At 72.6% G+C, this 25,432-nt stretch carries 24 protein-coding genes; 7 read left to right on the forward strand and 17 right to left on the reverse strand.

All coding sequences use genetic code 11. The features are described from left to right. Positions 1-165 precede the first annotated feature (165 nt). From ACFY8O_RS01640 to ACFY8O_RS01655, 4 genes are all read right to left on the reverse strand, one after another. Positions 166-1,440 (reverse strand): hypothetical protein, encoded by a 1,275-nt coding sequence (locus tag ACFY8O_RS01640; protein ID WP_387897799.1) that lies wholly within the window; start codon positions 1,438-1,440, stop codon positions 166-168. Beyond that, the gene (locus tag ACFY8O_RS01645; RefSeq protein ID WP_145803059.1) at positions 1,430-1,978 is read right to left on the reverse strand and encodes a DUF6114 domain-containing protein; all 549 of its coding nucleotides are present in this window, start codon (positions 1,976-1,978) and stop codon (positions 1,430-1,432) included. The genes ACFY8O_RS01640 and ACFY8O_RS01645 overlap by 11 nt, the downstream gene beginning before the upstream one ends. Before the next feature lie 92 nt (positions 1,979-2,070). After that, complete coding sequence (locus tag ACFY8O_RS01650) at positions 2,071-2,712, reverse strand: DUF6230 family protein (protein WP_145803061.1); 642 nt, start codon at positions 2,710-2,712, stop codon at positions 2,071-2,073. 599 nt (positions 2,713-3,311) lie between these two features. Beyond that, on the reverse strand, positions 3,312-4,289 hold the full coding sequence (locus ACFY8O_RS01655; protein ID WP_387897803.1) for a tetratricopeptide repeat protein: 978 nt from the start codon (positions 4,287-4,289) through the stop codon (positions 3,312-3,314). A gap of 317 nt (positions 4,290-4,606) precedes the next feature. Here ACFY8O_RS01655 and ACFY8O_RS01660 point away from each other — a divergent pair, with 317 nt between their 5' ends. Further along, on the forward strand, positions 4,607-5,242 hold the full coding sequence (locus ACFY8O_RS01660) for a TetR/AcrR family transcriptional regulator (RefSeq protein WP_145803065.1): 636 nt from the start codon (positions 4,607-4,609) through the stop codon (positions 5,240-5,242). A 10-nt stretch (positions 5,243-5,252) separates the two neighbouring features. On the opposite strand, the gene ACFY8O_RS01665 is transcribed toward ACFY8O_RS01660, so the two are convergent. From ACFY8O_RS01665 to ACFY8O_RS01680, 4 genes are all read right to left on the reverse strand, one after another. After that, positions 5,253-6,953, reverse strand: coding sequence for an acyl-CoA mutase large subunit family protein (locus ACFY8O_RS01665; protein ID WP_387897806.1), 1,701 nt, complete (start codon positions 6,951-6,953; stop codon positions 5,253-5,255). 82 nt (positions 6,954-7,035) lie between these two features. Continuing rightward, entirely contained in the window at positions 7,036-7,368 is a 333-nt protein-coding gene (locus ACFY8O_RS01670; protein WP_145803069.1) for a DUF3817 domain-containing protein, read from the reverse strand. A gap of 71 nt (positions 7,369-7,439) precedes the next feature. Then, positions 7,440-7,952, reverse strand: a complete 513-nt coding sequence (locus tag ACFY8O_RS01675) for a MarR family winged helix-turn-helix transcriptional regulator (protein WP_145803071.1) — start codon at positions 7,950-7,952, stop codon at positions 7,440-7,442. Positions 7,953-7,983: 31 nt separating this feature from the next. Further along, positions 7,984-9,330 (reverse strand): MFS transporter, encoded by a 1,347-nt coding sequence (locus ACFY8O_RS01680; protein ID WP_387897811.1) that lies wholly within the window; start codon positions 9,328-9,330, stop codon positions 7,984-7,986. A gap of 70 nt (positions 9,331-9,400) precedes the next feature. Here ACFY8O_RS01680 and ACFY8O_RS01685 point away from each other — a divergent pair, with 70 nt between their 5' ends. After that, complete coding sequence (locus ACFY8O_RS01685) at positions 9,401-10,387, forward strand: ArsR/SmtB family transcription factor (protein WP_387897814.1); 987 nt, start codon at positions 9,401-9,403, stop codon at positions 10,385-10,387. An 18-nt stretch (positions 10,388-10,405) separates the two neighbouring features. On the opposite strand, the gene ACFY8O_RS01690 is transcribed toward ACFY8O_RS01685, so the two are convergent. The 3 genes from ACFY8O_RS01690 to ACFY8O_RS01700 all read right to left on the reverse strand — a co-directional run bounded on the left by ACFY8O_RS01690 (position 10,406) and on the right by ACFY8O_RS01700 (position 12,651). Then, positions 10,406-11,785 carry a glycosyl transferase gene (locus tag ACFY8O_RS01690; RefSeq protein WP_387897817.1) on the reverse strand — a complete coding sequence of 460 codons (1,380 nt, stop codon included), beginning with the start codon at positions 11,783-11,785 and terminating at the stop codon, positions 10,406-10,408. Positions 11,786-12,010: 225 nt separating this feature from the next. Then, the gene (locus tag ACFY8O_RS01695) at positions 12,011-12,304 is read right to left on the reverse strand and encodes an MTH1187 family thiamine-binding protein (RefSeq protein WP_145803078.1); all 294 of its coding nucleotides are present in this window, start codon (positions 12,302-12,304) and stop codon (positions 12,011-12,013) included. Beyond that, positions 12,301-12,651: a DUF3817 domain-containing protein gene (locus ACFY8O_RS01700; RefSeq protein ID WP_145803080.1), complete on the reverse strand. Its 351-nt coding sequence runs from the start codon at positions 12,649-12,651 to the stop codon at positions 12,301-12,303. The genes ACFY8O_RS01695 and ACFY8O_RS01700 overlap by 4 nt, the downstream gene beginning before the upstream one ends. Before the next feature lie 209 nt (positions 12,652-12,860). On the opposite strand from ACFY8O_RS01700, the gene ACFY8O_RS01705 reads away from it, so the two are divergent. The 4 genes from ACFY8O_RS01705 to ACFY8O_RS01720 all read left to right on the forward strand — a co-directional run bounded on the left by ACFY8O_RS01705 (position 12,861) and on the right by ACFY8O_RS01720 (position 15,488). Then, positions 12,861-13,493: an AIM24 family protein gene (locus tag ACFY8O_RS01705; RefSeq protein ID WP_145804746.1), complete on the forward strand. Its 633-nt coding sequence runs from the start codon at positions 12,861-12,863 to the stop codon at positions 13,491-13,493. Then, entirely contained in the window at positions 13,493-14,143 is a 651-nt protein-coding gene (locus tag ACFY8O_RS01710) for an AIM24 family protein (RefSeq protein WP_387897821.1), read from the forward strand. Before ACFY8O_RS01705 ends, ACFY8O_RS01710 begins: the two co-directional genes overlap by 1 nt. Next, positions 14,140-14,916, forward strand: a complete 777-nt coding sequence (locus ACFY8O_RS01715) for an AIM24 family protein (protein ID WP_387897824.1) — start codon at positions 14,140-14,142, stop codon at positions 14,914-14,916. The genes ACFY8O_RS01710 and ACFY8O_RS01715 overlap by 4 nt, the downstream gene beginning before the upstream one ends. A 95-nt stretch (positions 14,917-15,011) precedes the next feature. Beyond that, the gene (locus ACFY8O_RS01720; protein WP_145803086.1) at positions 15,012-15,488 is read left to right on the forward strand and encodes a MarR family winged helix-turn-helix transcriptional regulator; all 477 of its coding nucleotides are present in this window, start codon (positions 15,012-15,014) and stop codon (positions 15,486-15,488) included. 12 nt (positions 15,489-15,500) lie between these two features. On the opposite strand, the gene ACFY8O_RS01725 is transcribed toward ACFY8O_RS01720, so the two are convergent. Further along, entirely contained in the window at positions 15,501-16,943 is a 1,443-nt protein-coding gene (locus ACFY8O_RS01725) for a sensor histidine kinase (protein WP_387897827.1), read from the reverse strand. Next, complete coding sequence (locus ACFY8O_RS01730; protein WP_145803090.1) at positions 16,940-17,599, reverse strand: response regulator transcription factor; 660 nt, start codon at positions 17,597-17,599, stop codon at positions 16,940-16,942. Before ACFY8O_RS01730 ends, ACFY8O_RS01725 begins: the two co-directional genes overlap by 4 nt. 120 nt (positions 17,600-17,719) lie before the next feature. Between ACFY8O_RS01730 and ACFY8O_RS01735 the strand changes: the two genes are divergently transcribed. Then, the gene (locus ACFY8O_RS01735; protein ID WP_387897831.1) at positions 17,720-18,352 is read left to right on the forward strand and encodes a PepSY domain-containing protein; all 633 of its coding nucleotides are present in this window, start codon (positions 17,720-17,722) and stop codon (positions 18,350-18,352) included. 39 nt (positions 18,353-18,391) lie between these two features. On the opposite strand, the gene ACFY8O_RS01740 is transcribed toward ACFY8O_RS01735, so the two are convergent. The 4 genes from ACFY8O_RS01740 to ACFY8O_RS01755 form a co-directional block, all read right to left on the reverse strand. Further along, positions 18,392-20,617, reverse strand: coding sequence for a protein kinase domain-containing protein (locus tag ACFY8O_RS01740; protein ID WP_387897833.1), 2,226 nt, complete (start codon positions 20,615-20,617; stop codon positions 18,392-18,394). Next, positions 20,614-22,971, reverse strand: coding sequence for a protein kinase domain-containing protein (locus ACFY8O_RS01745; RefSeq protein WP_387897836.1), 2,358 nt, complete (start codon positions 22,969-22,971; stop codon positions 20,614-20,616). Before ACFY8O_RS01745 ends, ACFY8O_RS01740 begins: the two co-directional genes overlap by 4 nt. Positions 22,972-23,106: 135 nt before the next feature. Next, on the reverse strand, positions 23,107-24,069 hold the full coding sequence (gene meaB / locus ACFY8O_RS01750) for a methylmalonyl Co-A mutase-associated GTPase MeaB (RefSeq protein WP_387897839.1): 963 nt from the start codon (positions 24,067-24,069) through the stop codon (positions 23,107-23,109). 28 nt (positions 24,070-24,097) lie between these two features. Next, on the reverse strand, positions 24,098-25,300 hold the full coding sequence (locus ACFY8O_RS01755; protein WP_145803099.1) for an acetyl-CoA C-acetyltransferase: 1,203 nt from the start codon (positions 25,298-25,300) through the stop codon (positions 24,098-24,100). Between the last annotated feature and the right edge of the window lie 132 nt (positions 25,301-25,432).

Genomic DNA, 25,432 nt, shown 5'->3' on the forward strand with positions numbered 1-25,432 from the left:
GGTCCCCCCCCCGGCGCCCCCCCCACCCCAAACTTGGTGGGGGCCCCCCCGGGGGGGGGGGCCCCCGCCCCCCCCCCCCCCCCCCCCCCCCGGGGGGGGCCCCCCCCCCGGGCCCGGGGGGGGGGGGCCCACGGCCGTTGTGCGGCTCCCGGACGGGTCAGGGGGTCAGCTGTTGGCGCCGGTGAAGTAGTTCTGCAGGCCGGGGACCTTGAGCGAGCCGCCGAACTGGCCCGCCTGGGTCACCGTGGCGTCGGTGAAGAAGGCGAAGGGCACGTTCAGTGGCGGAGGGGTCTCCGGGCTGAAGGTGACGGGGATGATGCCGAAGAGGTTGCCCTTCAGGCTCTCCGTGTACATGGTCACCGTGCCGTTGCGGATGGTGGAGGTCGAGCCCTCCTCCGCCTTGACGTGACCGGTGGTGCCGGCCGGGCCCTTCGTCAGCTGGTGCAGGTCCCGGATGTCGATGGTGTCGGCGGTGAACTTCAGCACCTTCTTGATGCTGCCGCTGTACGTCTTCACCTCGACGATGCCCTTGTAGTCGAGCCCGGTGAGCGTCAGCTTGGAGGTCTCCAGCGTCCACGGGTCGTCCGGGAGCAGCGGGATGCCCTGCTCCAGGTCGGCCGCGGCGAGCGCCTCGGGGTCGGCGGTCGGGCACGGGAAGCGCTCCTTGGCGCCGTCCGGGATGTCCTCGTCCTTCACGGGGTCGAGGCCCTTGACGTCCTCGTCGAGCTCCTCGACGTCCTCGCCCGCCTTCTCCGCGGCGTCACGGATGGCGTCGGTGGTCTCGCCCGCCGCTTCCTCCGCCTCGTCCGCGGCTTCCTTCACGGGCTCGGTGGTGGCGGTGGACTCCGAGGGCGCGGGGGTCTCCTCGGTGGCGGATGGGGACGGCTCGGCCGTCGCCTCGTCCTTGCCGTCGAAGAGGTCCTTGAGCGCGTCGCCGACACCCAGCGGGTCGAGCGGGTCGGTCGACTCCGTGGGCGTGGGAGTGGCCGTCGGTGCGGCCTTCTCCTCGGCCTTCTCCTCGGTCCCGTCCTCGGCGGACGGGCTCGCGGAGGGCTTCGGCGCCGTGGTCCCGTCGTCCGTGCCGCCCTCGTCGGTCGTGCCCTCGCCGGCGTCGTCCTTGCCCGCGTCCTCGGACGGGGTGGCGCTCGGCGTCGGCTCCGCCTCCGGTTCCTGCGATTCGGCCGGCTCGTCCGAGCGGGTCACGCAGGGGCCGGGCGCGAAGGGGATGTCCGAGCTGTCGTCGGCCATGGCCAGCTTCGGGGTGAGGCCCATACCCACGAAGACCGCCGTCGGCATCGCGGCGAGCGCGAACGCCTTCTTGCCCGCGGGCATGTGCAGCTTCGTCAGCAGCGACTTCCTGGGCGCCGCGTGGCGGGGGCCTCTTCGGTCCGGAAGGTCCTCCGGTCCGAGGTCGTTCATCCGCGTCTCGTCACCCCGCACGATGACTCCCGCCGTCGGCGTCGGCCACGTCGAACAGCAGCGGCTTGTGCGGGGCCTCCGCGGTGTCGTGGAACCCCTGGCCCTGCGCCGGCATCTGCGGGGCCTCGCCCTGGGCGCCTTCGGGCGCCGTGGCGGCCTTGGCCTCGCCCGGCACCCAGGCGATGGAGAGGGCTCCGCCCAGGAGGGAGAACAGGAAGCCGATGATGAAGCCGCCGATGTTGGCGACCGGTATGGAGATCAGTGCGAGCAGGATCGCGGCGACACCGGCGAACACCCGCACGATGCTGTGGAACCACATCGTCAGGCCCAGTGTGACGAGCAGGACCCCGATGATCAGCGACCCCGCACCCGCAGTGGTGGACATCGCGATCGTCATGTTGCCGAGGTGCATGTTGGCGTACGGGAAGTACGCGATGGGTACACCACCCAGGATGGTGAACAGGCCCGCCCAGAACGGCCGGTTACCCCGCCAGGTGCGGAATCCCCGCCGGTAGACGGTGAGGTAGTGCTCGTTCTGCCCTGTGGACTCGGGGCTCATGGAAAACAGCTCCCTGGAACCGGTACTGCTGTGAGAAGAGAAGGGGTGGGCAGCCGGAGTCCCTCACGGAGCTCCGGCCACCCGGGCGAGTGCTAGAAGCACTCCTTGACGCCCTTGTGCAGCTTCAGGCTCAGGTTGCTGAGCTTGAAGGTGCCGGCCGTGGTCGCCCACGCCGTCTGCTCCACGTTGCTCAGCGTGGCCGTCTTGGCCCGCTGCGCGAAGCCGTTCGGGTTGACGGCCCTCTCCGTACCGGCCTGGATGCCCGGCTTGCCCACCGAACCGGCTGCGACGCCGATGTCGATCTGCTCGAAGTACGCGTCCGCGTCGAGCTGGGCGACGTCGAGGTACAGGTTGGTCGCCTCGACGGGCTTGTCCGGGTCAGTGCCGGCCTTCAGCTGGAGGCTGACGCTGCCCAGCCCGAAGGGCAGGTCCGGCGTCACGACCGACTGGCACATGTTCGTGATCGTGGCCTTGCTGAAGCCCGAGACGGCCACCGGGTGCGCCGCGTCGTTGCCCTTGAGGTCCTTGCCGACAGCGACGCTGCCGTACTGGACGAAGTCCTCACCGACCAGCTTGTCGGTGGAGACCTTGAAGCTCTGACCGGAGACGCTGAACGACGCGGCGAGCGCACCCTGCGCCAGGCCGACGCCGACTGCGGCGGTCGCGACGACGCTCGGCACCATGACCAGAGCGAAACGCTTCCATCTGGTACCACCGCGAACCTGCGAACTCATATATTTCCTCCTTCTCGGACGTACATCTCCGGTACGGGCATGTGCCCGCCCTGGGATGGGAGAAGTGCTACGTCCTCGGGAAGGAGAGCGCCTCGGACCGGAGGCGCGTACCGCATCCGAATCACCGGCGATCACCCCCGAGCGACAACCACTGGCCGCGCGTCTGCGCAGCCGGTTCGGACAGGCCCTGCCCAGGGGCAGGAACCCCCCTGTCCGCGATCGGCGCCACTGCCGCCGACCACCCGGTGGGGACCCAACGGACCCGTCTGCGCCGACTGGCCGTCGAGCGGGCGGGTATTGGACCGAGCGTGGCCGATCGTGGTGCATTCGCGGCCGTGACACAAGGGGGGTCGTTACTCGCTAGTAACGACCCGATAACCCGGACACGACAGGGGGGTACCGTCCGGCCACGCAGGGTGGCACCAAAGGGACGCGAGAAGCGGGGGATTACAGCCCGAAACCGGACAGACCCCAGGAGGTGATTTACTGCGAGTAACAGGGCGTACTTTTATCAAGTTTTGGTAAAGCGAGCGCGTTTTTGTCGTTCACCCGCGAAAACGGCCGCGGTGCCCGGAGGGCTCCACGGCCGTGTTGTCACATCAGAACAAGACCCGCGCCAGAGCGGTCCGGGACGCGACGACGCGGGGGTCGTCGGGGCCGATCACCTCGAAGAGCTCCAGGAGCCGCACCCGTACCGCGTCGCGGTCGTCGCCGACGTTGCGCCGCACCGTCTCCACCAGCCGGCCGAAGGCGTCCTCGACGTGACCGCCCACGAGGTCCAGGTCGGCCGCCGCCATCTGCGCCGCCGGCTGGGCCGGGTTCTCCGCGGCCTCCTTGCGGACCTGCTGCGGGTCCATGCCCGCGACCCGGCCCAGCAGTTCGGCCTGGGCGAGGCCCAGCTTGGCCTCGGTGTTGACCGGGTCGTCCGCCAGGATGCCCCGGTAGGCCGCGACCGCACCGTCGAAGTCGTTGGCGTCCAGCGCCTGCGCGGCGGCCTCCAGCTGCGCGTCGTACGGTCCGGCGGGCACCTCGGCGGGGGCGCTCTGCGCGTCCGCCGCCCCGGCGTCCGGGTCGACGACGAGACCGGTGAGGCCGAAGCGCTCCTCGCCGACCTGGATCAGCTGGTCCAGCGTCTGGCGGATCTGGCTCTCGGGAGCCGCGCCCTGGAAGAGCGGGAGGGCCTGTCCGGCCACCACCGCGAAGACGGCCGGGATGCCCTGGATCCCGAACTGCTGCATCAGCATCTGGTTGGCGTCGACATCGACCTTGGCCAGCACGAAGCGGCCGTTGTACTCGGCGGCGAGGCGCTCCAGGAGCGGGCCGAGCTGCTTGCACGGCTCACACCACTCGGCCCAGAAGTCGATGACGACCGGGACTTCGGTGGAGCGCTGGAGGACGTCGGTCTCGAAGCCCGCCTCGTCGACGTCGATCACCAGGGAGGCCGGGGACACGCCGCCGCCACCCCCCTGCCGGGCCGACTCCGCGCGGGCCTGCTCCGCCTTCGCCTTGGCCTCGCCGGCCGCCTTCACAGCGGCGAGGTCGACGACGCCGCTCATGGACATGTTCCTAGGCTGCATACGTACATCCTCCCCCCTGAGCACACCGATCCGGAAAGCGATCCCCGAACCGCTCCCGCCCACAGCCGCACCGGCGTGCGCGGCGCGTGGACGCAAACGGCTCCGAGGCCCTGGAACACCCCGTGTTCGGTGCCGGGTCCCCACCCGGCACCAGTGGCTGTCACTCGTTCGTGGCGTCACGACGGCGGACCGTCGCTTCTTACGCTACGACCCGTAGCGTAACTGCCCGCACCCCCCACGAGGCAAGAGCGCACGGTGATCTGTCTCACGGGCTCCGGGCCCGGTCAGCGGTACTTACCGGCCGGTATGGTCACCGCATGCTGAGCCGCAGTCCCACCGAACCAGCCCGATCCGGACGTCCCCGCAGTGCCGAGGCCGACGCCGCGATCCTGGAGGCGACCCGCGCGTCGCTGGTCGACCTGGGCTGGTCGAAGCTGACCATGGGCGACGTGGCGACGCGGGCGGGCGTCGCCAAGACGACGCTCTACCGCCGCTGGGCCGGCAAGAACGAGCTGGTCGTCGACGCGGTCGCCGTGCTCTTCGACGAGCTGGAGCTGCCGGACCTGGGCAGCCTGGCGGCCGATGTGGAGGCCGTGGTGCTGCAGTTCGCGGCACTGCTGGAGCGGCCGGAGACCAAGACGGCACTGATGGCCGTCGTGGCGGAGTCGACCCGCGACGAGGCGCTGCGGGACCGGATACGCAACTCGATCGTGGCCCGGCAGAAGCACCTCGTCCTCCAGGGCCGGGAGCGGGCGCAGGAGCGCGGGGAGCTCCCCGTCGAACCGGACCCCGGGGTGGCCGCCCGCACCGTGGACCTGATCTTCGACGTGATAGCCGGCGCGGTGGTGCACCGCGCACTGGTGAGCGCCGAGCCCGTCGATGCCGACTGGGCCCGGCGCTTCACGCTGCTGCTGCTCTCGGGGCTGGGCGCGGAGTCCTCGCGGGAGGACTGACCGCGACCCATCAGAAGCCGGGCGGCTCCGTGTAGACGCCCCACTCGTCGCGCAGGACACCGCAGATCTCGCCGAGGGTCGCCTCGGCCCGTACGGCGTCCAGCATCGGCGCGATCATGTTCGACCCGTCCCGCGCCGCGGCCAGCATCGCGTCGAGGGCGCCGCGCACCCGGGCGTCGTCGCGGCCCTCCTTGCGCGCGGCGAGCTCACGCACCTGCTCGCGCTCGACCTCGTGGCTGACCCGCAGGATCTCCAGGTCCCCGGTGACGGAGCCGTGGTGGACGTTGACGCCGACGACCTTCTTCTCGCCCTTCTCCAGCGACTGCTGGTACCGGAAGGCGGACTCGGCGGTCTCGCCCGTGAACCAGCCGTCCTCGATGCCGCGCAGGATGCCCGAGGTCATCGGCCCGATCGGGTGCCTGCCGTCCGGGTGGGCCCGGGTGCCGCGCTCCCTGATCTGCTCGAAGATCTTCTCGGCGTCGGCCTCGATGCGGTCGGTGAGCTGCTCGACGTACCACGAACCGCCCAGCGGGTCGGCGACGTTGGCGACGCCGGTCTCCTCCATGAGGACCTGCTGGGTGCGCAGGGCGATCTCGGCGGCCTGCTCGGACGGGAGGGCGAGCGTCTCGTCCAGGGCGTTGGTGTGCAGGGAGTTGGTCCCGCCGAGCACGGCGGACAGCGCCTCCACCGCGGTGCGTACGACGTTGTTGTACGGCTGCTGGGCGGTGAGCGAGACGCCGGCCGTCTGGGTGTGGAAGCGGAGCCACTGCGCCTTGTCGGTCCTGGCGCCGTAGGTCTCCTTCATCCAGCGGGCCCAGATGCGACGGGCGGCGCGGAACTTGGCGATCTCCTCGAAGAAGTCGAGGTGCGCGTCGAAGAAGAAGGACAGCCCGGGTGCGAACGTGTCGACGTCCAGGCCCCGGGAGAGGCCGAGCTCCACGTAACCGAAGCCGTCGGCGAGGGTGTACGCGAGCTCCTGCGCGGCCGTCGCCCCGGCCTCGCGGATGTGGTAGCCCGAGACCGAGAGCGGCTTGTACGCCGGGATGTCGCGGGCGCAGTGCTCCATCAGGTCGCCGATGAGGCGCAGGTGCGGCTCGGGCTGGAAGAGCCACTCCTTCTGCGCGATGTACTCCTTGAAGATGTCGGTCTGGAGCGTGCCGTTGAGCACCGCGGGGTCGACACCCTGGCGCTCGGCCGCGACCAGGTACATGCAGAAGACGGGGACGGCGGGCCCGCTGATGGTCATCGAGGTGGTGACGTCGCCGAGCGGGATGTCCCGGAAGAGGACCTCCATGTCGGCGGTGGAGTCGATGGCGACCCCGCAGTGGCCGACCTCGCCGAGCGAGCGGGCGTCGTCGGAGTCGCGCCCCATCAGGGTCGGCATGTCGAAGGCGACACTGAGCCCGCCCCCGCCGTTGGCCAGGATGGTCTTGTACCGCTCGTTGGTCTGCTCGGCGTTGCCGAAGCCGGCGAACTGGCGGATGGTCCAGGTGCGGCCCCGGTAGCCGGTGGCGTGCAGGCCCCGGGTGAACGGGTACTCGCCGGGCCAGCCGATCCGTTCGAATCCCTCGTACGTATCGCCGGGGCGCGGCCCGTACACCGGCTCCACAGGGTCCCCGGAGAGGGTGGTGAAGTCCGCGTCGCGCTTGCGGGCCTTGTCGTAACGGGCCTGCCAGCGACGGCGGCCTTCCTCGATCGCGTCAGCGTCCATGGGACAAATTTACTAGGACGTCCTAGTAAATGTCGATGGCAAACCGCCCGGCGCATCGCGCGGGGCGGTTCGGCGGCGCGGATCAGACCTTGACGGCCTGGGCGGACCCGTCGGTGATCAGCGGCTGGACCTCGCGGACCACCTTGCGCTCGACGAAGAACGCGGCGGTCGGGATCGTGCCGGAGATCAGCACCCAGAGCAGCTTGCCGACCGGCCACTTCGCCTTGGAACCGAGGTCGAAGGCGAAGATCAGGTAGATGATGAACAGGACGCCGTGGAGCTGCGAGACCACGAGGGTCAGGCCCTCACCGGTGTCGAATCCGTACTTGAAGACCATGCACACGCACAGGATCATCAACATGACGGCGGTGACGTAGGCCATCACCCGATAGCGGGTCAGCACGCTGGATTTCATGGCATCGAGCGTAACCGGACGGCGGGGGCGATCTTGCAGCGCCCCGGGCCCGGAGGGAGCGGCGGCCCCCGTCACTCCTTGTCCTCGAAGTCCTGGGCGGCCACCCGCAGCGGCCGGAGCATCGCGAAGATCTCGGCGCACTCCTCGTCGTCGTACACCCCGAGCCCGAAGTCCATCGCCATCAGGTCCTGGCTCGCCGCCTCGACGACCTCGCGGCCCTTGTCCGTGATGGAGGCCAGGGTCCCGCGCCCGTCGTTGGGGTTGGGTCGCTTGGCGACCAGCCCGGACCGCACCAGCCGGTCCACGGTGTTGGTCACGGAGGTGGGGTGCACCATGAGGCGCTCGCCGATCTTGGACATCGGCAGCTCCCCGGCCTGCGAGAAGGTGAGGAGCACGAGCGCCTCGTAGCGGGCGAAGGTCAGTCCGTACGGTTTGACCACCGCGTCCACCTCGGCGAGCAGGATCTGCTGCGCACGCATGATCGAGGTGATCGCCCCCATGGAGGGCACCGGCCCCCAGCGCCGGTGCCAGAGTTCCTCGGCGCGGGCGATGGGATCGAAGGGGAGGCTGAGCGGCTTCGGCACGGGACGACCTTACCCACTGGTCACATGGCGGTCAGCCCTGTCTCGCACTTCGGTACCGGACACGCGTTCTACGGACCTCCAGGGCGAGCAGCAGGGTGCAGAGGCTTCCGGCCGCCCCCGAGACCGCCACCACCTGGTGCACCGGGAAGAACTCCGCGGCCAGCCCCGCCAGCGCCATGCCCAGCCCCTGGACCGTCATCAGCCCGGCGGTGAGCAGGGTCATCGCGCGGCCCCGCAGCGGTTCGGGAACCGCCTCGACGAACCACTGGTCGAGCCCGATGACGTACGCCGCCCCGGCCCCGGCCAGCACGAGGGCCCCCACGGTCACGGCCGTGCCCGGGCGGAAGGCGTACAGCACCAGGGGCAGCAGCCCGAGCACCGCCACCGGCAGCACCATCCGGGAGCGGGCCCGGGGGCCGAGCGCGGTCCCCACGTACAGTTCCGCGCCGATGTGCCCGACGGCCATCGCCCCCATGAGCAGCCCGAGGGTGGCGGGGCCCGCCCCGAGCGCGTCCGCGTACGGGGCCGCGAGGGCCTCCGGGGCCACCACGAAGAAGGCGGGCACCCAGAACAGGAGCAGCAGCCCCCGCACCCGCCGGTCGCCCAGGACGGCGCGGGCGCCGGCGAGCGACTCGGCCGGCAGCGAGCCGTTCCCCCGCCCTGCCGTACGGGCGGGCCGGTCCCTGGTGCCGAGGCGCAGCAGCGCGGCGGAGCAGAGGAACGTGACCACGGTGACCGTGATCGCCCCGCGCGGGGACAGGGCCGCCAGCAGGATGCCACCGGCGCCGAAGCCGACCAGCAGGGCGCTCTGCGACACCAGCCGGAGCAGCGAGCGCCCGAGGACGTAGAGGTCGCCCTCTCCGAGGATGTCGGTGAGCGCCGCGGTACGCGTGCCGGTGAAGACGGGCGCCACCGCGGCCACCACGCAGCGCAGCGCCAGGAGCCCCCACACGGGCGTGCCGGGGACCACCATCACGGCCACGCATCCGGCACAGATCAGATCGCAGGTGACCAGGACCCGGCGGGCCGGGTACCGGTCGGCGACCCCGGCGAAGAGCGTGCCGCCGACGATGTACGGGAGGAAGCCCAGCGCGAAGGTGAGGGCGGACAGCAGGGGTGAACCGGTGAGGTCGTAGACGAGCACGGTGAGCGCCAGCTCGCTGACGACGACGCCGAGGAGGGAGAGCAGGTGCGCGGCGAAGACCGCCCGGAACTCCCGCACGGCGAACACGGCCCGGTATCCCCCGCGCCCCGGCTCCTTCCCCGGGGCCGGGCCCGGGCCGGCGCAGGGTGGCCGCTCCGGAGGCGGGGCGGACGGCGCGCCGGGGGCGCGCGCTTCGCGGGGCGTACCCGCCGCGGTGGTGGTCTCGTTCGGCATGGAGGCAGCGTGGAGCAGGGCCCCGGCCCCTCCGTAGACTTTCGGCTCACACCGAATCTTCGAGGGGCGTATGCCGTTCCATCTGCACTTCGACGAGAGCGATCTCCTGCGCTGCCGCTTCGCGCTCTCTCCGCTCTGGGAGACCCAGGAGGCGGTGCGCACGCTGCACCGCCCCGGCCGCCACGGCTATCACCTGCCCTGGCTCCGGCGGATCGAGCAGGAATCGGCCGGACTGGACCTCGCACCGCTGTGGGCGCTGATGCCGGACGGCGGGCACAATCCGGACTTCCTCTGCCCCCCGCCGCTCGGACCGCTCGCCACCTTCGGGCAGGAGATCGCCGCGGTGCGCGCGACCGATCCGGTGACCGCCCGCGACGACATGGCGCGGGCACTCGCCGACGTACCGGGCGGAACGCACTCCCCCACGGGCCGGCGCCTGCTGGCCGACCCCGCGCGGGCGGTCCAGGAGCTGGCGGATCTGCTGGAGCGGGCCTGGCAGGTGCTGGTCGAGCCGCACTGGCCCCGGCTGCGCGCGCTCCTCGAGGCGGACGTCGCCTACCACTCGCGGCGCATGGCCGAGGTGGGCTTCGAGCGGCTGCTCGGCGAGATCAGTCCCCGGCTGCACTGGAGGGACTCGACGCTGACCGTGGCCGGCACCCGGGGGAACCACAGCAGGGTGCTGGGCGGACAGGGCCTGGTCCTGATGCCCAGCGCCTTCGTGTGGCCGGACGTGGTCGGCGGCTACGAGCCTCCCTGGCAGCCCGCCGTGATCTATCCCGCCCGTGGCATCGGAGGGCTGTGGGCCCGGTCGGCCGACCGCACCCCGGACGCGCTGGCGCGTCTGCTGGGCCGGGCCCGCGCCGATGTGCTCTGTGCCCTCGCCGAACCGGCCGGGACGAGCACGCTGGCCCATCTGCTCTCGCTGGCCCCGTCCTCCGTGTCGGCGCATCTGTCGGCCCTGCGCGCTGCGGGTCTGCTCACCTCACGGAGGTACGGGCACCAGGTGCTCTACGAGCGCACGCCGCTCGGCATCGCGCTGGCGGCCCAGGAGACCTGAGCCGCCGGCGGTCCCTGGTCAGCTCCCCGCGGCAGGGGTCCCGCCGGCGGAGGCCAGCGCGCGTTCCGCCTCCTGGGCCGGACGCGCGGGCCGGGGCCGGTACCCGGCCGCCCCACGGGTCCCGCGCTCACGCGGCGGCGCGAGGGAGCGCACGGCGGCCGGTGCGAGGGCGAGCAGCAGGACCGCCGTCGCCCCGGGCAGGATCTGCGGGTGGAGGACGGCCGAGAGGCAGCCGAGCGCACCGAGCGGCCGGGCGAGGGCCGCCAGGGGCCGGTGGGCGAGCAGCAGCGTGTAGCCGGTGAGCCGCCCGGGCGGCACCCGGAACAGCGTCGTCCCGTACTGCCGCGACAGCGGCCCCCACGCGGGGCGGGGCCTCCGGCCGGAGGCGTCCCCACCGGCCGTCGCGTCCGGGACGGCCGGCACGTCCGGCGTGCGGACGGAACGCCAGTGGCGCCCGGTCAGCGGGTTGCGGCGCCGGTGCATCTCCAGGCCGGTGACCAGGTCCGCGGTGGGCGAGTTCCTGAAGCCCCCGGCCCCGCGCAGCGCGGCGACGCGGACGACGCTCCCGGCGCCGGCCAGGACGGGCGCCCCGTAGCGGTTGCCCGCGCGCTGGACCAGGGCGCGGAGGCCGTGCTCGCGGTGCAGCCGCGGACCGACGGCGAAAGCGGTGTCCGGGTCGCGGAAGTAGCCCGTCGTCCGCTCCAGGAACTCCGGCCGGGGCACGTGGGCGGTGTCCGCCGAGGCGAGCAGGTCGTAGGCGTCACCGTGCTTGGCGAGCCAGGCGTTGAGGTTGCCGTGCTCCGACCCGGCCCGGTGCGGCCCTTCCTCCCGGTTCCACTCGGGCACCCCGAGGCGCGTGAAGTGGTGCACGCCCAGTTCGGCGCAGAGCATCCTGGCCTCGGGGTCGTCGCCCTCGTCGAGCAGCCAGACGTCCAGGGGCCCGCGGTGCCGCATCCCTACGGCGCCCTCCAGGACGGCCCGCACCGCGGAGAGCGGCCGGCGGCCCGGAACGTACGTGGTGAGGAAGGCGACCCGGATGCCGGACTCCGGCGCCACCGGGACGGGATCCCCGGCCACGGCCAGGGCGTGGAGGGTCAGGACGGCGACGGCCGAGGCGTACAGCGTGATCAGGCAGGCGCACACCAGGGTCAGGGAGTCCGCGAGGACGAGCCATCCCTGCGCCTGCGCCCGTCCGGCTCGGTACACGGGCAGGAGCGCGACGAGCAGCAGCAGCCCCGCGAGCGCGGGGGCGAGCACCTGCGGGAGGACCGCTCGTATTCGCGGGCGTCCGGTGCGGGTGCGGCCGCGAAAGCGCACGCGGTACCCGGTCGCGGGCGGCTCGGTGAGCGGTCCGGCGGGACGCCCGCGGCGTTCGTGGTCGTGTCTGTCCGACGGCATCGCGCCTCCAACGGTCGGATATGCCGGTATCCCCACAGAAGGGGAGACGGCGCGAGGTGTCGACCCGGCGCGTCCGAGTGAGCGGTTTTCTTCGCCCGAACGCGACGGGCCCCCGGGCGCCGGGTGGCGCCGGGGGCCCGTTCCGGGGTGGGCGCCCCGCGCGGGGGTGCGGGGTGTGCGGATTCGCGCGGGGTGTCGCCGGTGTGCGTCCCGCGCGGGGCTGCGTCAGCCGGCCAGGTGGCGTTCCACCGTCTCGACCTTGGAGGTCAGGCCGTCGGTGACGCCCTGCCGGATGTCGGCCTTGAGGACCAGGGAGACCCGGCCCGCACGGGCCTCGACGGCGGCCACGGCCCGCTTCACGACGTCCATGACCTCGTCCCACTCGCCCTCGATGGAGGTGAACATGGCGTCCGTGCGGTTGGGCAGCCCGGACTCACGGACGACCCTGACGGCGTCGGCGACGTACTCGCCGACGTCCTCGCCGACGCCCAGCGGACTGACGGAGAAGGCGACGATCACGCGTTCACCGTGCCCTCGGCGCGGGCGCGGGCGGCGATGACGCCGTCGGCCTCGTACTTCTTGAGCAGCTTCTCGCCGTAGAGCCCGCCGAAGGGGACGACCGCGAGGAGGAAGAACAGGGCCACGCGCTTGAGCGGCCACTTCGCCTTGACCCACACGTCCAGGAGGAACACCACGTAGATGGTGAAGAGAAGGCCGTGCAGCGCGCCGAGGGGCGGCATCAGGAAGTCGATGTCCGAGATACGCATGAGCAGCGAGCCGAAGATCAGCAGCGCCGGGAAGGACAGCGCCTCGGGAAGCGAGATGAGGCGCAGCCGGTGCAGGGCGGAAGCGGTCTTGATGTCCACGAGGGCACCTTCGGTGGGAGGGGCGTGTCGGCTTGTGAACGCAGGCACAAGCACAGCCATTGTGGCATCGCGCCCCGCCCCCTGGATCGGGGGGTCCGTGTCCGGCCCGTGCGGCACGTATCGGCGCATATCAGGGTCGTCTCGAGGTCGGGATCGGCCCCCGGGCCCTGTCCGCGGGACTCCCCTGGGGCTACCGTCGGACCGTGGCGATGTTCCGACTCCAAGGCAGCAAGACGCTCGCCGTCGACCTGACAGGCGACGCCGTCAAGGCGAAGAACGGCTCGATGGTCGCGTACGACGGCCGGATGGCGTTCAAGAAGATGTCCGGCGGCGGTGAGGGCCTCCGCGGGATGGTGACCCGCCGGCTGACCGGCGAGCAGATGGAGATGATGGAGGTGAAGGGGCAGGGCACCTGCTATTTCGCCGACCGGGCGAGCGAGATCAACCTCGTCTCGCTGCACGGCGAGACGCTGTACGTCGAGGCGAGCAATCTGCTGGCCGCCGACGCCGGGCTGCGCACCGGCACCAGCTTCACGGGCCTGCGGGGCGGGGCGAGCGGCAACGGCCTGTTCACCACGACCGTCGAGGGCACCGGGCAGGCGGCGATCATGTCGGACGGCTCGGCGGTGGTGCTGCGGGTGACGCCCCAGTACCCGCTGAACGTCGACCCGGGCGCCTACATAGCCCACCAGGGCAGGCTCCAGCAGCACTTCCAGTCCGGGGTGAACTTCCGGACGCTCATGGGCGAGGGCTCGGGCGAGTCCTTCCAGATCCGCTTCGAGGGCGAGGGGCTCGTCTATGTGCAGCCCAGCGAGCGCAACACCGTCGGGGGCGATGTCTGATGCCGTTCCGTGAGATCAACTCGAAGATGGTCGAGGCCCAGGTGGTGCCGGGCCAGAAGATGTACAGCCAGCGCGGCGCGATGCTCGCCTACCGCGGCGACGTCTCCTTCACCCCCGACATCCAGGGCGGCCAGGGCGGCCTGGCGTCGATGATCGGCAGGCGGGTGGCCGGCGAGGCGGCCCCGCTGATGACGGTCGAGGGCAGCGGCACCGTGATGTTCGGGCACGGCGGGCACCACATCCAGGTGATCACCCTGGCCGGCGACACCCTCTACGTGGAGGCCGACCGGCTGCTCGCCTTCGACGGGTCCCTCCAGCAGGGCACTATGTTCATGGGCTCGCAGGGCGGGGTGATGGGCATGGTCCGCGGCCAGGTGACCGGCCAGGGCCTGTTCACCACGACGCTCAAGGGCCACGGCGCGGTCGCGGTGATGGCCCACGGCGGGGTGATCGAGCTGCCGATCACCCCGGGCAGGCCGGTCCACGTGGACCCGCAGGCGTACGTCGCCCACCACGGGGACGTGACCAACAAGCTGTCCACCGCGCTCGGCTGGCGCGACATGGTGGGACGCGGCTCGGGCGAGGCGTTCCAGCTGGAGCTCGACGGCAACGGTGCGGTGTACGTCCAGGCGTCGGAGGAGAAGCTGTGAGCACGCCGGTGGTTTTCGATCCAATGACGCTGCCCTCGGACGACAACGTCAACGCGTACACCTTCTGCGTGGAGCTCAAGGGGAGCCAGTGGTTCCTGCAGAAGGGCAAGATGATCGCCTATTACGGGCAGATCGACTTCAACGGCATCGGGCACGGCCGGTTCGAGCGGCTGATCCGCACGAGCTTCCACTCGCCGCTGCACGCGAGCGACTGGGTGGTGGCCGAGGGCAGCGGGAAGATGCTGCTCGCGGACCGGGCCTTCGACGTGAACTCCTTCGACCTGGAGGACGGCAACCTCACGATCCGGTCCGGCAACCTGCTGGCGTACCAGCCGACGCTGGCGCTGAAGCAGTCCATCGTGCCGGGATTCCTGACCCTGATCGGCACGGGGAAGTTCGTCGCCGCCTCCAACGGCCCCGTCGTCTTCATGGAGCCGCCACTGCGCGTGGACCCTCAGGCGCTGGTGGGCTGGGCCGACTGCCCCTCCCCGTGCCACCACTACGACCACGGCTACATGACGGGCGTCATGGGCGGGCTGCGCTCCCTGACCGGGATCGGCGGCACCTCGGGCGAGGAGCACCAGTTCGAGTTCGTCGGGGCCGGTACCGTACTGCTCCAGTCGACCGAGGTACTGATGCCCGAGCAGGCGACGGGCGCGGTGCCGCACCAGCCGGGCGTGCCCGGCGGCGGCCCCGGGGCGGGGGGTCAACACGGCTCCACACCCCGCACGCCCGGTCAGCTGGGGGACCTCCAGCGCCGCTTCGGATTGTGAACGGTAGTCTGCGGAGTGTGACGCCCGGCCTCACGTGCGCGGGGTCACACTCCCCGACTTCGTCCGTCTTTCAACTTCTTAGGTAGAATCCATACATGGAGACCGAGACGGCCACCCGCTGGCTTACCGATGCGGAGCAGTGCGCCTGGCGCACGCACCTGGACGTCAGCAGGCTGCTGACGCATCAGCTGGAGAAGGACCTCCAGCCGTTCGGCCTGACCATGAACGACTACGAGATCCTGGTCAATCTCTCCGAGTCCGAGGACCAGCGGATGCGGATGAGCGATCTCGCCGCCGCCACCCTCCAGTCCAAGAGCAGGCTCTCGCACCAGATCACCCGCATGGAGAACGCCCAGCTGGTGCGGCGTGAGCACTGCGAGTCCGACCGGCGCGGGCTGTTCGCCGTCCTCACGGACCTCGGCGCGGAGACGATGCGCAAGGTGGCGCCGCACCACGTCGAGTCGGTGCGCAGGCACTTCATGGACCTGCTCTCCCCCGAGCAGCTCACCGCGCTGCACTCGGCGCTGACCCCGATCGCGGACCACCTGCACGGGCGGCGCGGCAAGCCGTAGCGGGACGCGGTCTCAGCCGGGCCGGCGCCCGCTCCCACCGGGGCCGGGCGCCGCCGGGAGCCGCAGGGTGAACCGCGCTCCGCCGCCCGGTGCCGCGCCCACCGTGAGCGTGCCGCCGTGCCGGGCGGCCACGTCCCGGGCGATGGCCAGGCCGAGCCCCGCTCCCCCGTCGTCACGGCTGCGCGCGTCGTCCAGCCGTACGAAGCGCTCGAAGATGCGCTCCCGCTCGGCCGGGGGCACACCGGCGCCGTCGTCGACGACCTCCACGAGCACCTCACCCCCCTCCCGGCGCACCGTGACGGCGACCGAACCCTCCGCGTGCCGCTGGGCGTTGTCCAGGAGATTGCCGACGACCCGGGCCAACTGCGAGCGTGAACCGGCGACTTCGCACGATCCCCCGTCCGCGACGGTCACCTCGGTCGGCATCCGGTCCGCCGGCCGCTGGGAGGCCTCCTCGCGCACCAGCGCCCCGAGGTCGACCACCGCCCGCCCCGGCCGCTCCCCCGCGTCCAGCCGGGCGAGCAGCAGCAGATCGGCGGCCAGCCCCTGGAGCCGCACGGTGTCGGCCACCGCGCCCGGCACGTCCAGCAGCTCCGGATGGGCCTGCCCGACCTCCAGCTGGGTACGCAACGAGGCGATGGGGCTGCGCAGTTCGTGCGAGGCGTCGGCGACGAAACGCCGCTGCCGGTCCACCGACGCCTCCAGCACCGCCAGGGTCTCGTTGGTCGTACGGGCCAGCCGGGCGATCTCGTCGCGCGAGTCCGGCTCGGGGACCCGGCGGGCGAGGTCCTCGGACGCGGTGATCGCGGCCAGCTCCCGCCGGATGCCCTCCACCGGGCGCAGCGCGCGCCGGGTCACCAGCCAGGTCACCCCGGCGACGACCAGCAGCATCAGCGGCAGCCCGGTCAGCATGGCGGTGCGTACGGTGCCCACGGCCTCCTGCTCGGCCGCGAGCGGGGCGCCGGCGTGGACGGTCAGGGTGACGTCGCGCTCGGTGGTGACCTCCACGGCGGCGAAGCGGTAGTCCGCGCTCTCGCCGTCGACGGTGGCCGAGCCGTTGGCGAAGTCGGGTGCCCCGGAGGAGACCTGGCTGCGCGCCGGGTCGTCGTCATCGTCGTCGTCGTCGTTGCGCGCCGGGGCCGACGGTGCCGGTGCGACCGCCCCGGTGCCCGTTCCCGAGATGGCCTCCAGGTCCTGGGAGACGGCCACCACACGCCCCGCCTCGTCGGTCACCTGGACGGGACGGGTCTCCTCGTCGCCCAGCTCAAGATCCGTGTAGGGCACTCCCAGGGCGATCTGGCCGGCCACCTCACGCGCGGCCACCTCCGCCTCCAGGCCGGCCCGGTCGGTCAGATTGCCCCGCAGCACCGTCAGGACGGCGAGGCCCGCGAGGACCAGGGCGACGGCGACGACCAGTGTGGCTCCCAGCGCGGCCCTGGCGCGTACGGACCTCACGGCGTCTCCAGCCGGTAACCCGCGCCCCGCACCGTACGGATCGAGGCGGCGCCGAGCTTGCGCCGCAGGGTGCTGATGTAGACCTCGACGATGTTCGGGTCCCCGTCGTACGCGAAGTCCCAGACGTGCTCCAGGATGTCCGCCTTGCTGACCACCTCGCCGGCCCGCAGCACGAGCTGTTCCAGGACGGCGAACTCCTTGGCCGTGAGCGCGACTTCTTCGTCGCCCCGGTGGACCCGCCGGGCGGAGGTGTCCATCCGCAGCGTGCCGGCGCTCAGCACGGGCGAGGCGGAGCCGCCGCGCCGGCGCAGCAGCGCCCTGATCCGGGCGACGAGCACGACGTACGAGAACGGCTTGGTCAGATAGTCGTCGGCGCCGGTGTCGAGCCCCTCCGCCTCGTCGTACTCCCCGTCCTTCGCGGTCAGCATCAGGATCGGCGTCTCGTGCCCGGCCGCGCGCAGGGCGGCGCAGATCCGGTAGCCGTTCATCCCGGGGAGCATGATGTCGAGGACCACCAGGTCGTGGACGCCCTGGCCGGCCAGGTGGAGCCCCTCCAGACCGTCGTGCACGACGTCCACGGCGAAGCCCTCGGCGGTGAGTCCCCGTGCCAGGGACGTCGCCAGACGCTTCTCGTCCTCCACGATCAACAGGCGCATGGGAACAGCTTCCCGCACCGGACCTGAAGAAGCCTTCAGGCGGCTTCAGCCTGCGTTCAGCATCGCCGGGCCAGTGTGGATCCCGTCGCACCGCACATCCCATCGGGGAGGAACACACCCATGAAGCGCAACATCGCCATCGCCACCCTCACCGCCGCCGTACTCGTCGGCGGCGGGCTCGTCACGACCGCGGCGTTCGCGGACTCCGACGACGGCGTGAAGGAGGGCAGGACGGCGGCCCCGGAACGGGCGGCCGCCGACTCCGCGCCGGCGGGGAACACCGCGACGGCCGGGCGCGCCGGGATCGACAAGGCCGTCGCCGCCGCGCTGAAGGCCGTCCCCGGCACGGTCACCGAGGCCGAGCGGGACGATGACGACGACAGCGCCCGTACGGTCTGGGAACTCGACGTGTACGGCGCCGACAAGGTCTGGCACGACGTGACGGTGGACGCCGCGAGCGGCAAGGTGCTGTCCGACCGCGAGGACGACGGCGAGGACCGTGACCGGCACGCGCCCCGTTCGGCGGGCGTCTCGCTGGACGCGGCCGTGAAGGCCGCACTCGCCCAGCAGCCGGGCACGGTGACGTCGGTGGACCTGGACGACGACGATGACGACGCCGGGCGCGGGGCGCCGCGCTGGGACGTCGAGGTCACGGGCAAGGGCGGCAAGGCGCACGAACTGCACGTGGACGCCGGGAGCGGCAAGGTCACCGTGGACCGGGACGACGACAGCGACGACGGCGACGACGACTGACCTCCCCCGGCGGCGGACACGGTCCCGCCGGGCGCGGCCTCAGGGCGCGAACCCGGAGAGGACCGTGCCGTCGTCCGGCGAGGAGAGGAACAGCGCCTCGTCCACGGCGATCAGGGCGGGTGTGGTCCCGCGGACGGGCAGCGAGAAGGTCTTGCCCGGGCCGGGAGGGTTCTCGCCCTCGGCGTCCAGTGCGTAGGAGTCCACCGTCACGTCCGCGTGGACGAACGCGCTGGAGCCCACGATCGAGACGTTCCCGGCCGCGTCGTCGAGCAGCGTGTCGACGTGGTGCCACCGTTCCTCACCGTCGCTCAGCCGGAAGGCCCGCACCCGGCCGGGCGTCGAGACCACCACCGTGCCGTCCTTCGTCACGGCCGGCTTCATCGCACCCTCCATGCCCCCGGCCAGGACGCGAGGGCGGGCGGGGCCGGACAGGTCCGTGACCGTGAGGCTGTCCCCGGCGACACAGATCAGCTCACCGCCCTTGAGGACAGGATGACCGCATCCCGCCTTCTTCTCTCCTCCACCCGGCAGGCGCTCCCCCGTCCCGGCGTCGAAGACCCGGACGTCCCTGCCCACGGCCACCACCCGGCCGTCACCGGCGAGCAGCGTGAACTCGAAGTCGTCGTAGTCCACGGCCCACTTCCGGGGCTTCTTCCCGCCGGTGAGCTGCTGGGCCACCAGGGTGCCGGCCGAGCCTCCCTTCACCCGGGCGACGTAGTAGAGGACCCCGTTCGCGTACACGGCGCCCGTGCCCAGGCGGCCGTCCGGCAGGGGCCGGCGCCACACCCGCTTGCCGTCGCTGAGCCGCAGCCCGACCAGCTCGTCCCGTACGAAGGCGTAGACCGTGCCGTCCTCCACCGCGGCGATGGACCGGCCGTCCGTGCCGGCCTCGGCCTCCCGCCCCTCGGGGAGGTTCCAGCGTTCGGCGCCGGTCGCGGCGTCCAGAGCGGTGACGCCGTGCTCACCGGAGCAGACGAGGGTGCCGGCCGACAGCACGCAGCCGTACTCGCCCGTGCCCTCCTCGGACTTCCACGGCTTCCAGCCCGCCGGACGCGCGGCGAGCTTCCCGTCGCGGGACCCGAAGTCGTCGGTACGGCCGGCGTCCGCCCCGGGCACGACCGTGGGCCCGGAGGAGGCCGGCGCGGACGCCGAGGCCGACGCACCGGGCCGGCCGGCGGCCGGACCGCCGTCGCCGTCGAGCAGACCGGGCAGGTACACGGCCCCCAGGACAGCGCAGACCACCGCGATCGCGGCCGACGCCACCAGCGTCCCCCGCCGCCGGGCGGGCGCCGGGGGCGCGGGAGGTTCCTGCGGCGGTGCGGACGGCCTCGGCGGGGCCGCCCGCACCGACGCCGCGCAGCGCAGGGCCTGTTCGGTGTGGGCGGCGAACTGCTCCCGGAGCGCGTCGTGCCACGGGAAGGGGCCGGGCACACCTCCCGGCAGGAGCAGCCCTGCGAGTTCGTGCGGGGTGGGCCGGTCCTCGGGACGGGGCGCGAGGCAGCGTTCGACCACCGCCCGCAACCCGGCCGGTACGCGGTCCAGTTCGGGCTCACCGTGGGCGATCCGGAAGATGACCGCCGCCATGTCCGGATCGTCGAACGGGCCGCGTCCGCACGCGGCGAAGGCCAGCACCGCGCCGAGGCAGAACACGTCAGAGGCCGGTACCAGCGCACGGGAGCCGTTGACGTGTTCCGGCGAGATGTAGCCGGGGCTGCCGACCACCACCCCGGTCCGGGTCAGCTGGGTGGCCTCGAAGGCCTGGGCGATCCCGAAGTCGATCACCTTGGGGCCGGCGGCCCCCAGCAGGACGTTGCCCGGCTTGAGGTCGCGGTGCAGCACCCGCACGGCGTGCATGTCGGCGAGTGCCAGGGCGAGGCGCGCACCGGCGGCCCGGACCACGGCCTCGGGCAGCGGGCCGGTGCGGGTGACCGCCTCGGCGAGCGACGGCCCCGGCACGTACTCCGTGGCGAGCCAGGGCGTGACGCCGGTGGCGTCCCCCGCGACGAGGGCCGCCGAGTGGGGACTGCGCACGGCACCGGCCGCCGCGATCTCGCGGCGGAAGCGGATCCGGAACCCGTCGTCGAGGTCGAGCCCGGGGAGCACGGTCTTCAGTGCGACCAGCCCGGCGAGGGGCGCGCCGGGGACCGGCGCGGCACCGTCCTCACGCGCGAGGTACACCTCACCCATGCCGCCCGCGCCGAGCAGCCCCAGGAGCCGGTAGGGGCCGACGTGGGTGCGGCTGCCCGGAGGCAGGGGCCCGATCATGAGGCGTCCGGGCCGGGCACGGCGACGGAGACGGCGATGCCGTGGCGGTAGACGATGTGGACGACCCGGCCCGCCGGGAAGATCTCGGGGGGCGTGTTCTCCTTGCCCAGCTCGGTGCCGAAGTCCGGGTCGTACGGGTCCTCGATCTCCGGGACCGGTACGTCCTCGATCGGGGTCCGCCTCAGCGGCCCCGGGGCACCCCCGTCGCCCAGCGCGACGCTGTACAGCGCGTCGGTGTCCGCCCAGAGGAGCGTGCCGTCGGCCGACGCCGGGGCGGAGACCGGGTTCTCCTCGCGCGCCTCCGCGTCCTCACCCAGGCCGTAGCGGCCGATGACCTTGCCGTCGGCCCGCCCGACCAGGACGATCTCCGGTTCCCCGGTGTCCGCCGCCGCGTCCTCGCCCGCCGGGGCCGACGCGCCCGTCCGGTAGACCGTCACCCGGTCGGTCTCCGCCACCACGGCGGCGTCCGCGCCCACCCCGGCGGGCGCGTCCTCACGGCCGGTTCCGTCCTGGGTCTGCGGGCAGTGGACGGCGAAGGCGGGCGGCGTCTTCCCGGGGCAGCCGGTGTCCCGTCGCGCACCGTCCTTCGTGCCGAACGCCTGCAGGCCCTTCTCGTTGCTGACGTACAGCACCCCGTCCTGGGCGCCCAGCGGCCAGAAGTCGCCGCGCTCGGCCTGGGCCAGGTCCTGCCCGACGAGCGGCTTCCGCCACTTCTCCGTCCCGTCCCGCACGTCGAAGGCGGCGATCTCGGATCCGTCGGGCAGGTCCCCGATGTCCGCGAAGACCATCCCGTCCGCCACCCGCGGTGAACTCCACGCCATGTGGGCTCCGCCGGTCCGGGCCTCCCAGCGGGTCGTACCGGTCTTCGCGTCGACGGCGAGAAGGCGGTTACCGGTGGCGAAGTACGCCGAGCCCGCGTCCACCACGGGGCGGGTGGAGCCTCCGGGCATGAAGAACTGCCCGGTGGGACTGATCCGGGCGCCCCCCGCCCCCTGTTCCTCGACGGCCGCGTACGTCCAGAGGCTCTTTCCGTTGGCGGTGGAGAGCGCCTCGTACGATCCGTCCGCCATACGGCAGACCACCGCGTCCTGGCCCGCGGCGCAGCCGAGCGGGGTACCGGAGAAGGTCGCGTGCCACGCCTTCCAGCCGGGGGGACCCGAGGGCGTGGGGCTGGTGCCTCCCCCGGCGTCCCCGCCCCCGCCGTCGCCGCCGTCCCGCAGGGCGAGCAGGCCTCCGGTGGCCGCTCCGGCCAGGACGACCGCCGCGAGGATCCCGCCGAGGAGCCGGCGACGGCGGGCGGGACGGGCCGGGGCGGTACCGGGCGGCAGTCCGGGCCCCTGGGTGGGCAGTTGGTCCACCGGGGTCCGGCTGCCGGTCGCCGCCTCCGTCGGGGTGTACCCCGGGAGCAGCGGCCCGCCGAGGGCCCGTACGGAGGCCAGCTCCCGCTCGTACTCCGCGATGTGGGCCGCGACCGGCCCCGGCCAGCGCACGGAACCTTCCGGCGCGAGGCGGGCGGCGAGCTCCGCGGGGGTGGGCCGGGCGGCCGGATCGGCCACCAGGCAGTCCTGGAGCACCGCGCGCAGGGCGCCGGGGACCCCGTCGAGGTCGGCCTCCATGTACTTGACCCGGTAGAGCACCGCGGCCACCGGGCCGTCGCCGAACGGGTCGTGGCCGGTGGCCGCGAAGCACAGGACGGACGCGAGGCAGAAGACGTCGGAGGCGGGCACCACCCGTCCGCTGCCCGCCACGTGCTCGGGTGACATGAAGGCGGGGCTGCCGATCATGCGGCTGGTGGTCGTGAGCGGGGTGTCGCCCGCGCCACGGGCGATCCCGAAGTCGATCAGACGGGGCCCGCCCGCGGCGAGCAGGACGTTGCCGGGCTTGACGTCCCGGTGGACGACACCGGCCGCGTGGACGGTCTCCAGGGCCCGGGCGAGCTCCGCCCCGAGCATCCGGACCTCTTCCTCGTCCAAGGCGCCCGAACGGCGTACGGCGGCCGAGAGCGTGGGGCCCGCGACGTAGCCGGTGGCCAGCCAGGGCACCTCCGTGCCGGCGTCCCCGTCCAGGACGGGGGCCAGGGCGGGGCCGGTGACCGAGCGGGCGACCTCGATCTCTCGGCGGAAGCGCCGGCGGAAGCCGGGGTCCTGGGCGACGTCGCGGCGGACGGTCTTGACGGCGACGGGCGCGGAGCCCTCGGCCGAGTCGCCCTCCGGGCCGTCACCGGCGCCGTCGCGCAGTCCGAGGAAGACCTCCCCCATGCCGCCCGCGCCGAGCCTGGCCAGGACCGTGTACGGCCCGATCCGCCTCGGTGAATCCTCGCGCAACGGCTCCAGCATGCGTCCCCCCGAGTGCATGACGAAGACGCGCACCGTACGCGCCCCGTGCGCGGAATCCTTTCACGGCCCGCCGTACGGGGAGCGCGGTCTCCCCGGCGCCGGTCCCCCGCGGCCGGGGGGGTTCCCGGGCGGCCCGCACGCCGCCCGGGGACCTCAGCTGCCGTCGGTGAGTCCCGCGACCAGTTCGTCCGCCGCCGCGTACGGGTCGAGGCCTCCGGCCACGATCCGTCCGGCGAGGGCGTCCAGCCTGCGGTCGCCGTGCAGATCGGCGATCCGCTCACGGAGCGCGGTGACGGCGATCGTCTCGACCTCACGGGCCGCACGCGCCGTGCGCCGCTCGGCCAGGACGCCGTGCTCCTCCATCCACGCCCGGTGCTTCTCCAGGGCCTCCACCACCTCGTCGATGCCCTCGCCCCGGGCGGCGACCGTCTTCACGATCGGCGGACGCCAGTCGCCGGGCCCCCGGGACTCGCCGAGACCGAGCATGTGGTTGAGTTCGCGGGCGGTGGCGTCCGCGCCGTCACGGTCGGCCTTGTTGACGACGTAGACGTCGCCGATCTCCAGGATTCCGGCCTTCGCCGCCTGGATGCCGTCGCCCATGCCCGGGGCGAGGAGGACGACGGAGGTGTCGGCCTGGGAGGCGATCTCCACCTCCGACTGTCCCACCCCCACCGTCTCCACGAGGATCACGTCGCAGCCCGCGGCGTCCAGGACCCGGATCGCCTGCGGTGCCGACCAGGCGAGTCCGCCCAGATGGCCCCGCGTGGCCATCGAACGGATGTAGACCCCCGGGTCGGAGGCGTGCTCCGACATCCGGACCCGGTCCCCGAGGAGCGCGCCCCCGGAGAACGGCGACGAGGGGTCGACGGCCAGCACCCCGACCCGCTTGCCCGCCCTCCGGTAGGCGGAGACCAGCGCCGAGGTGGAGGTGGACTTGCCGACCCCCGGCGATCCGGTCAGGCCGACGACGTAGGCACGGCCCGCCAGCGGCGCCAGCGCGGCCATGACCTCGCGCAACTGCGGCGAGGCACCCTCCACCAGGGAGATGAGCCGGGCCACCGCACGCGGCCTTCCCTCACGTGCCTGCTCGACCAGGGTGGGGACGTCCACCTTCACGCTCGGCCTCCTCGCTCGTTCGTACCGGCTACTTGCCCGGTACGCGGATGATCAACGCGTCGCCCTGACCGCCGCCGCCGCACAGCGCCGCCGCTCCGGTACCGCCGCCACGCCGCTTCAGCTCCAGCGCCAGGTGCAGCACCACACGGGCGCCGGACATGCCGATGGGGTGACCGAGAGCGATCGCGCCGCCGTTGACGTTGACCTTGTCGGAGGTGACGCCGAGGTCCTTCATCGACTGGACCGCGACGGCCGCGAACGCCTCGTTGATCTCGATGAGGTCGAGGTCCTCGACGCCGATGCCCTCCTTCTTCAGGGCGTGCCGGATGGCGTTGGACGGCTGCGACTGCAGCGAGTTGTCCGGGCCCGCCACGTTGCCGTGGGCGCCGATCTCGGCGATCCAGTCCAGGCCCAGCTCCTCGGCCTTGGCCTTGCTCATGACGACGACGGCCGCGGCACCGTCGGAGATCTGCGAGGAGGTGCCCGCGGTGATCGTGCCGTCCTTGGTGAAGGCGGGGCGCAGCTTCGCGAGCGACTCGGCGGTGGTCTCGGGCCGGATGCCCTCGTCCTTGGAGAAGAGGACCGGGTCGCCCTTGCGCTGCGGGATCTCGACCGGGGTGATCTCGGCCTCGAAGATGCCGTTCTTCTGCGCCGCGGCGGCCCGCTGGTGGGACAGGGCGCCGATCTCGTCCTGGTCGGCACGGGCCAGGCCGAGGCGGCTGTTGTGCTTCTCGGTGGACTCACCCATCGGGATGTTCTCGTAGGCGTCCGTCAGACCGTCGTACGCCATGGAGTCGAGCATCTCGATCGCACCGTACTTGTAGCCCTCACGGGACTTCGGCAGGAGGTGCGGGGCGTTGGTCATGGACTCCTGGCCGCCGGCCACCACGACGTCGAACTCACCGGCGCGGATCAGCTGGTCCGCGAGGGCGATCGCGTCGAGCCCGGAGAGGCACACCTTGTTGACGGTGAGCGCCGGGACGTTGAGCGGGATTCCGGCCTTGACCGCGGCCTGGCGTGCCGGGATCTGCCCTGCCCCGGCCTGGAGCACCTGGCCCATGATCACGTACTCGACCTGGTCTCCCCCGATCCCGGCCCGGTCCAGCGCGGCCTTGATGGCCACGCCTCCGAGGTCGGCTCCGGAGAAGCTCTTCAGCGAGCCGAGGAGACGGCCCATGGGCGTCCGCGCGCCCGCGACGATCACTGAGGTGGTTCCGGTCGTTCCTGACATGAGGCGCAGCCCCTTGGGATCGGTTGTGAACGAGGGTTTACCTGAATGTACTGAGCGGTACGGCGCCCGTCATCCGGCTGTCGGTGTGATCGCGCGCACGTTGCGTAACCATCGCCGGAGCGCTGCACTGGT

Origin of the sequence: Streptomyces argenteolus (assembly GCF_042902585.1) — a bacterium.
Lineage (GTDB): Bacteria > Actinomycetota > Actinomycetes > Streptomycetales > Streptomycetaceae > Streptomyces > Streptomyces argenteolus.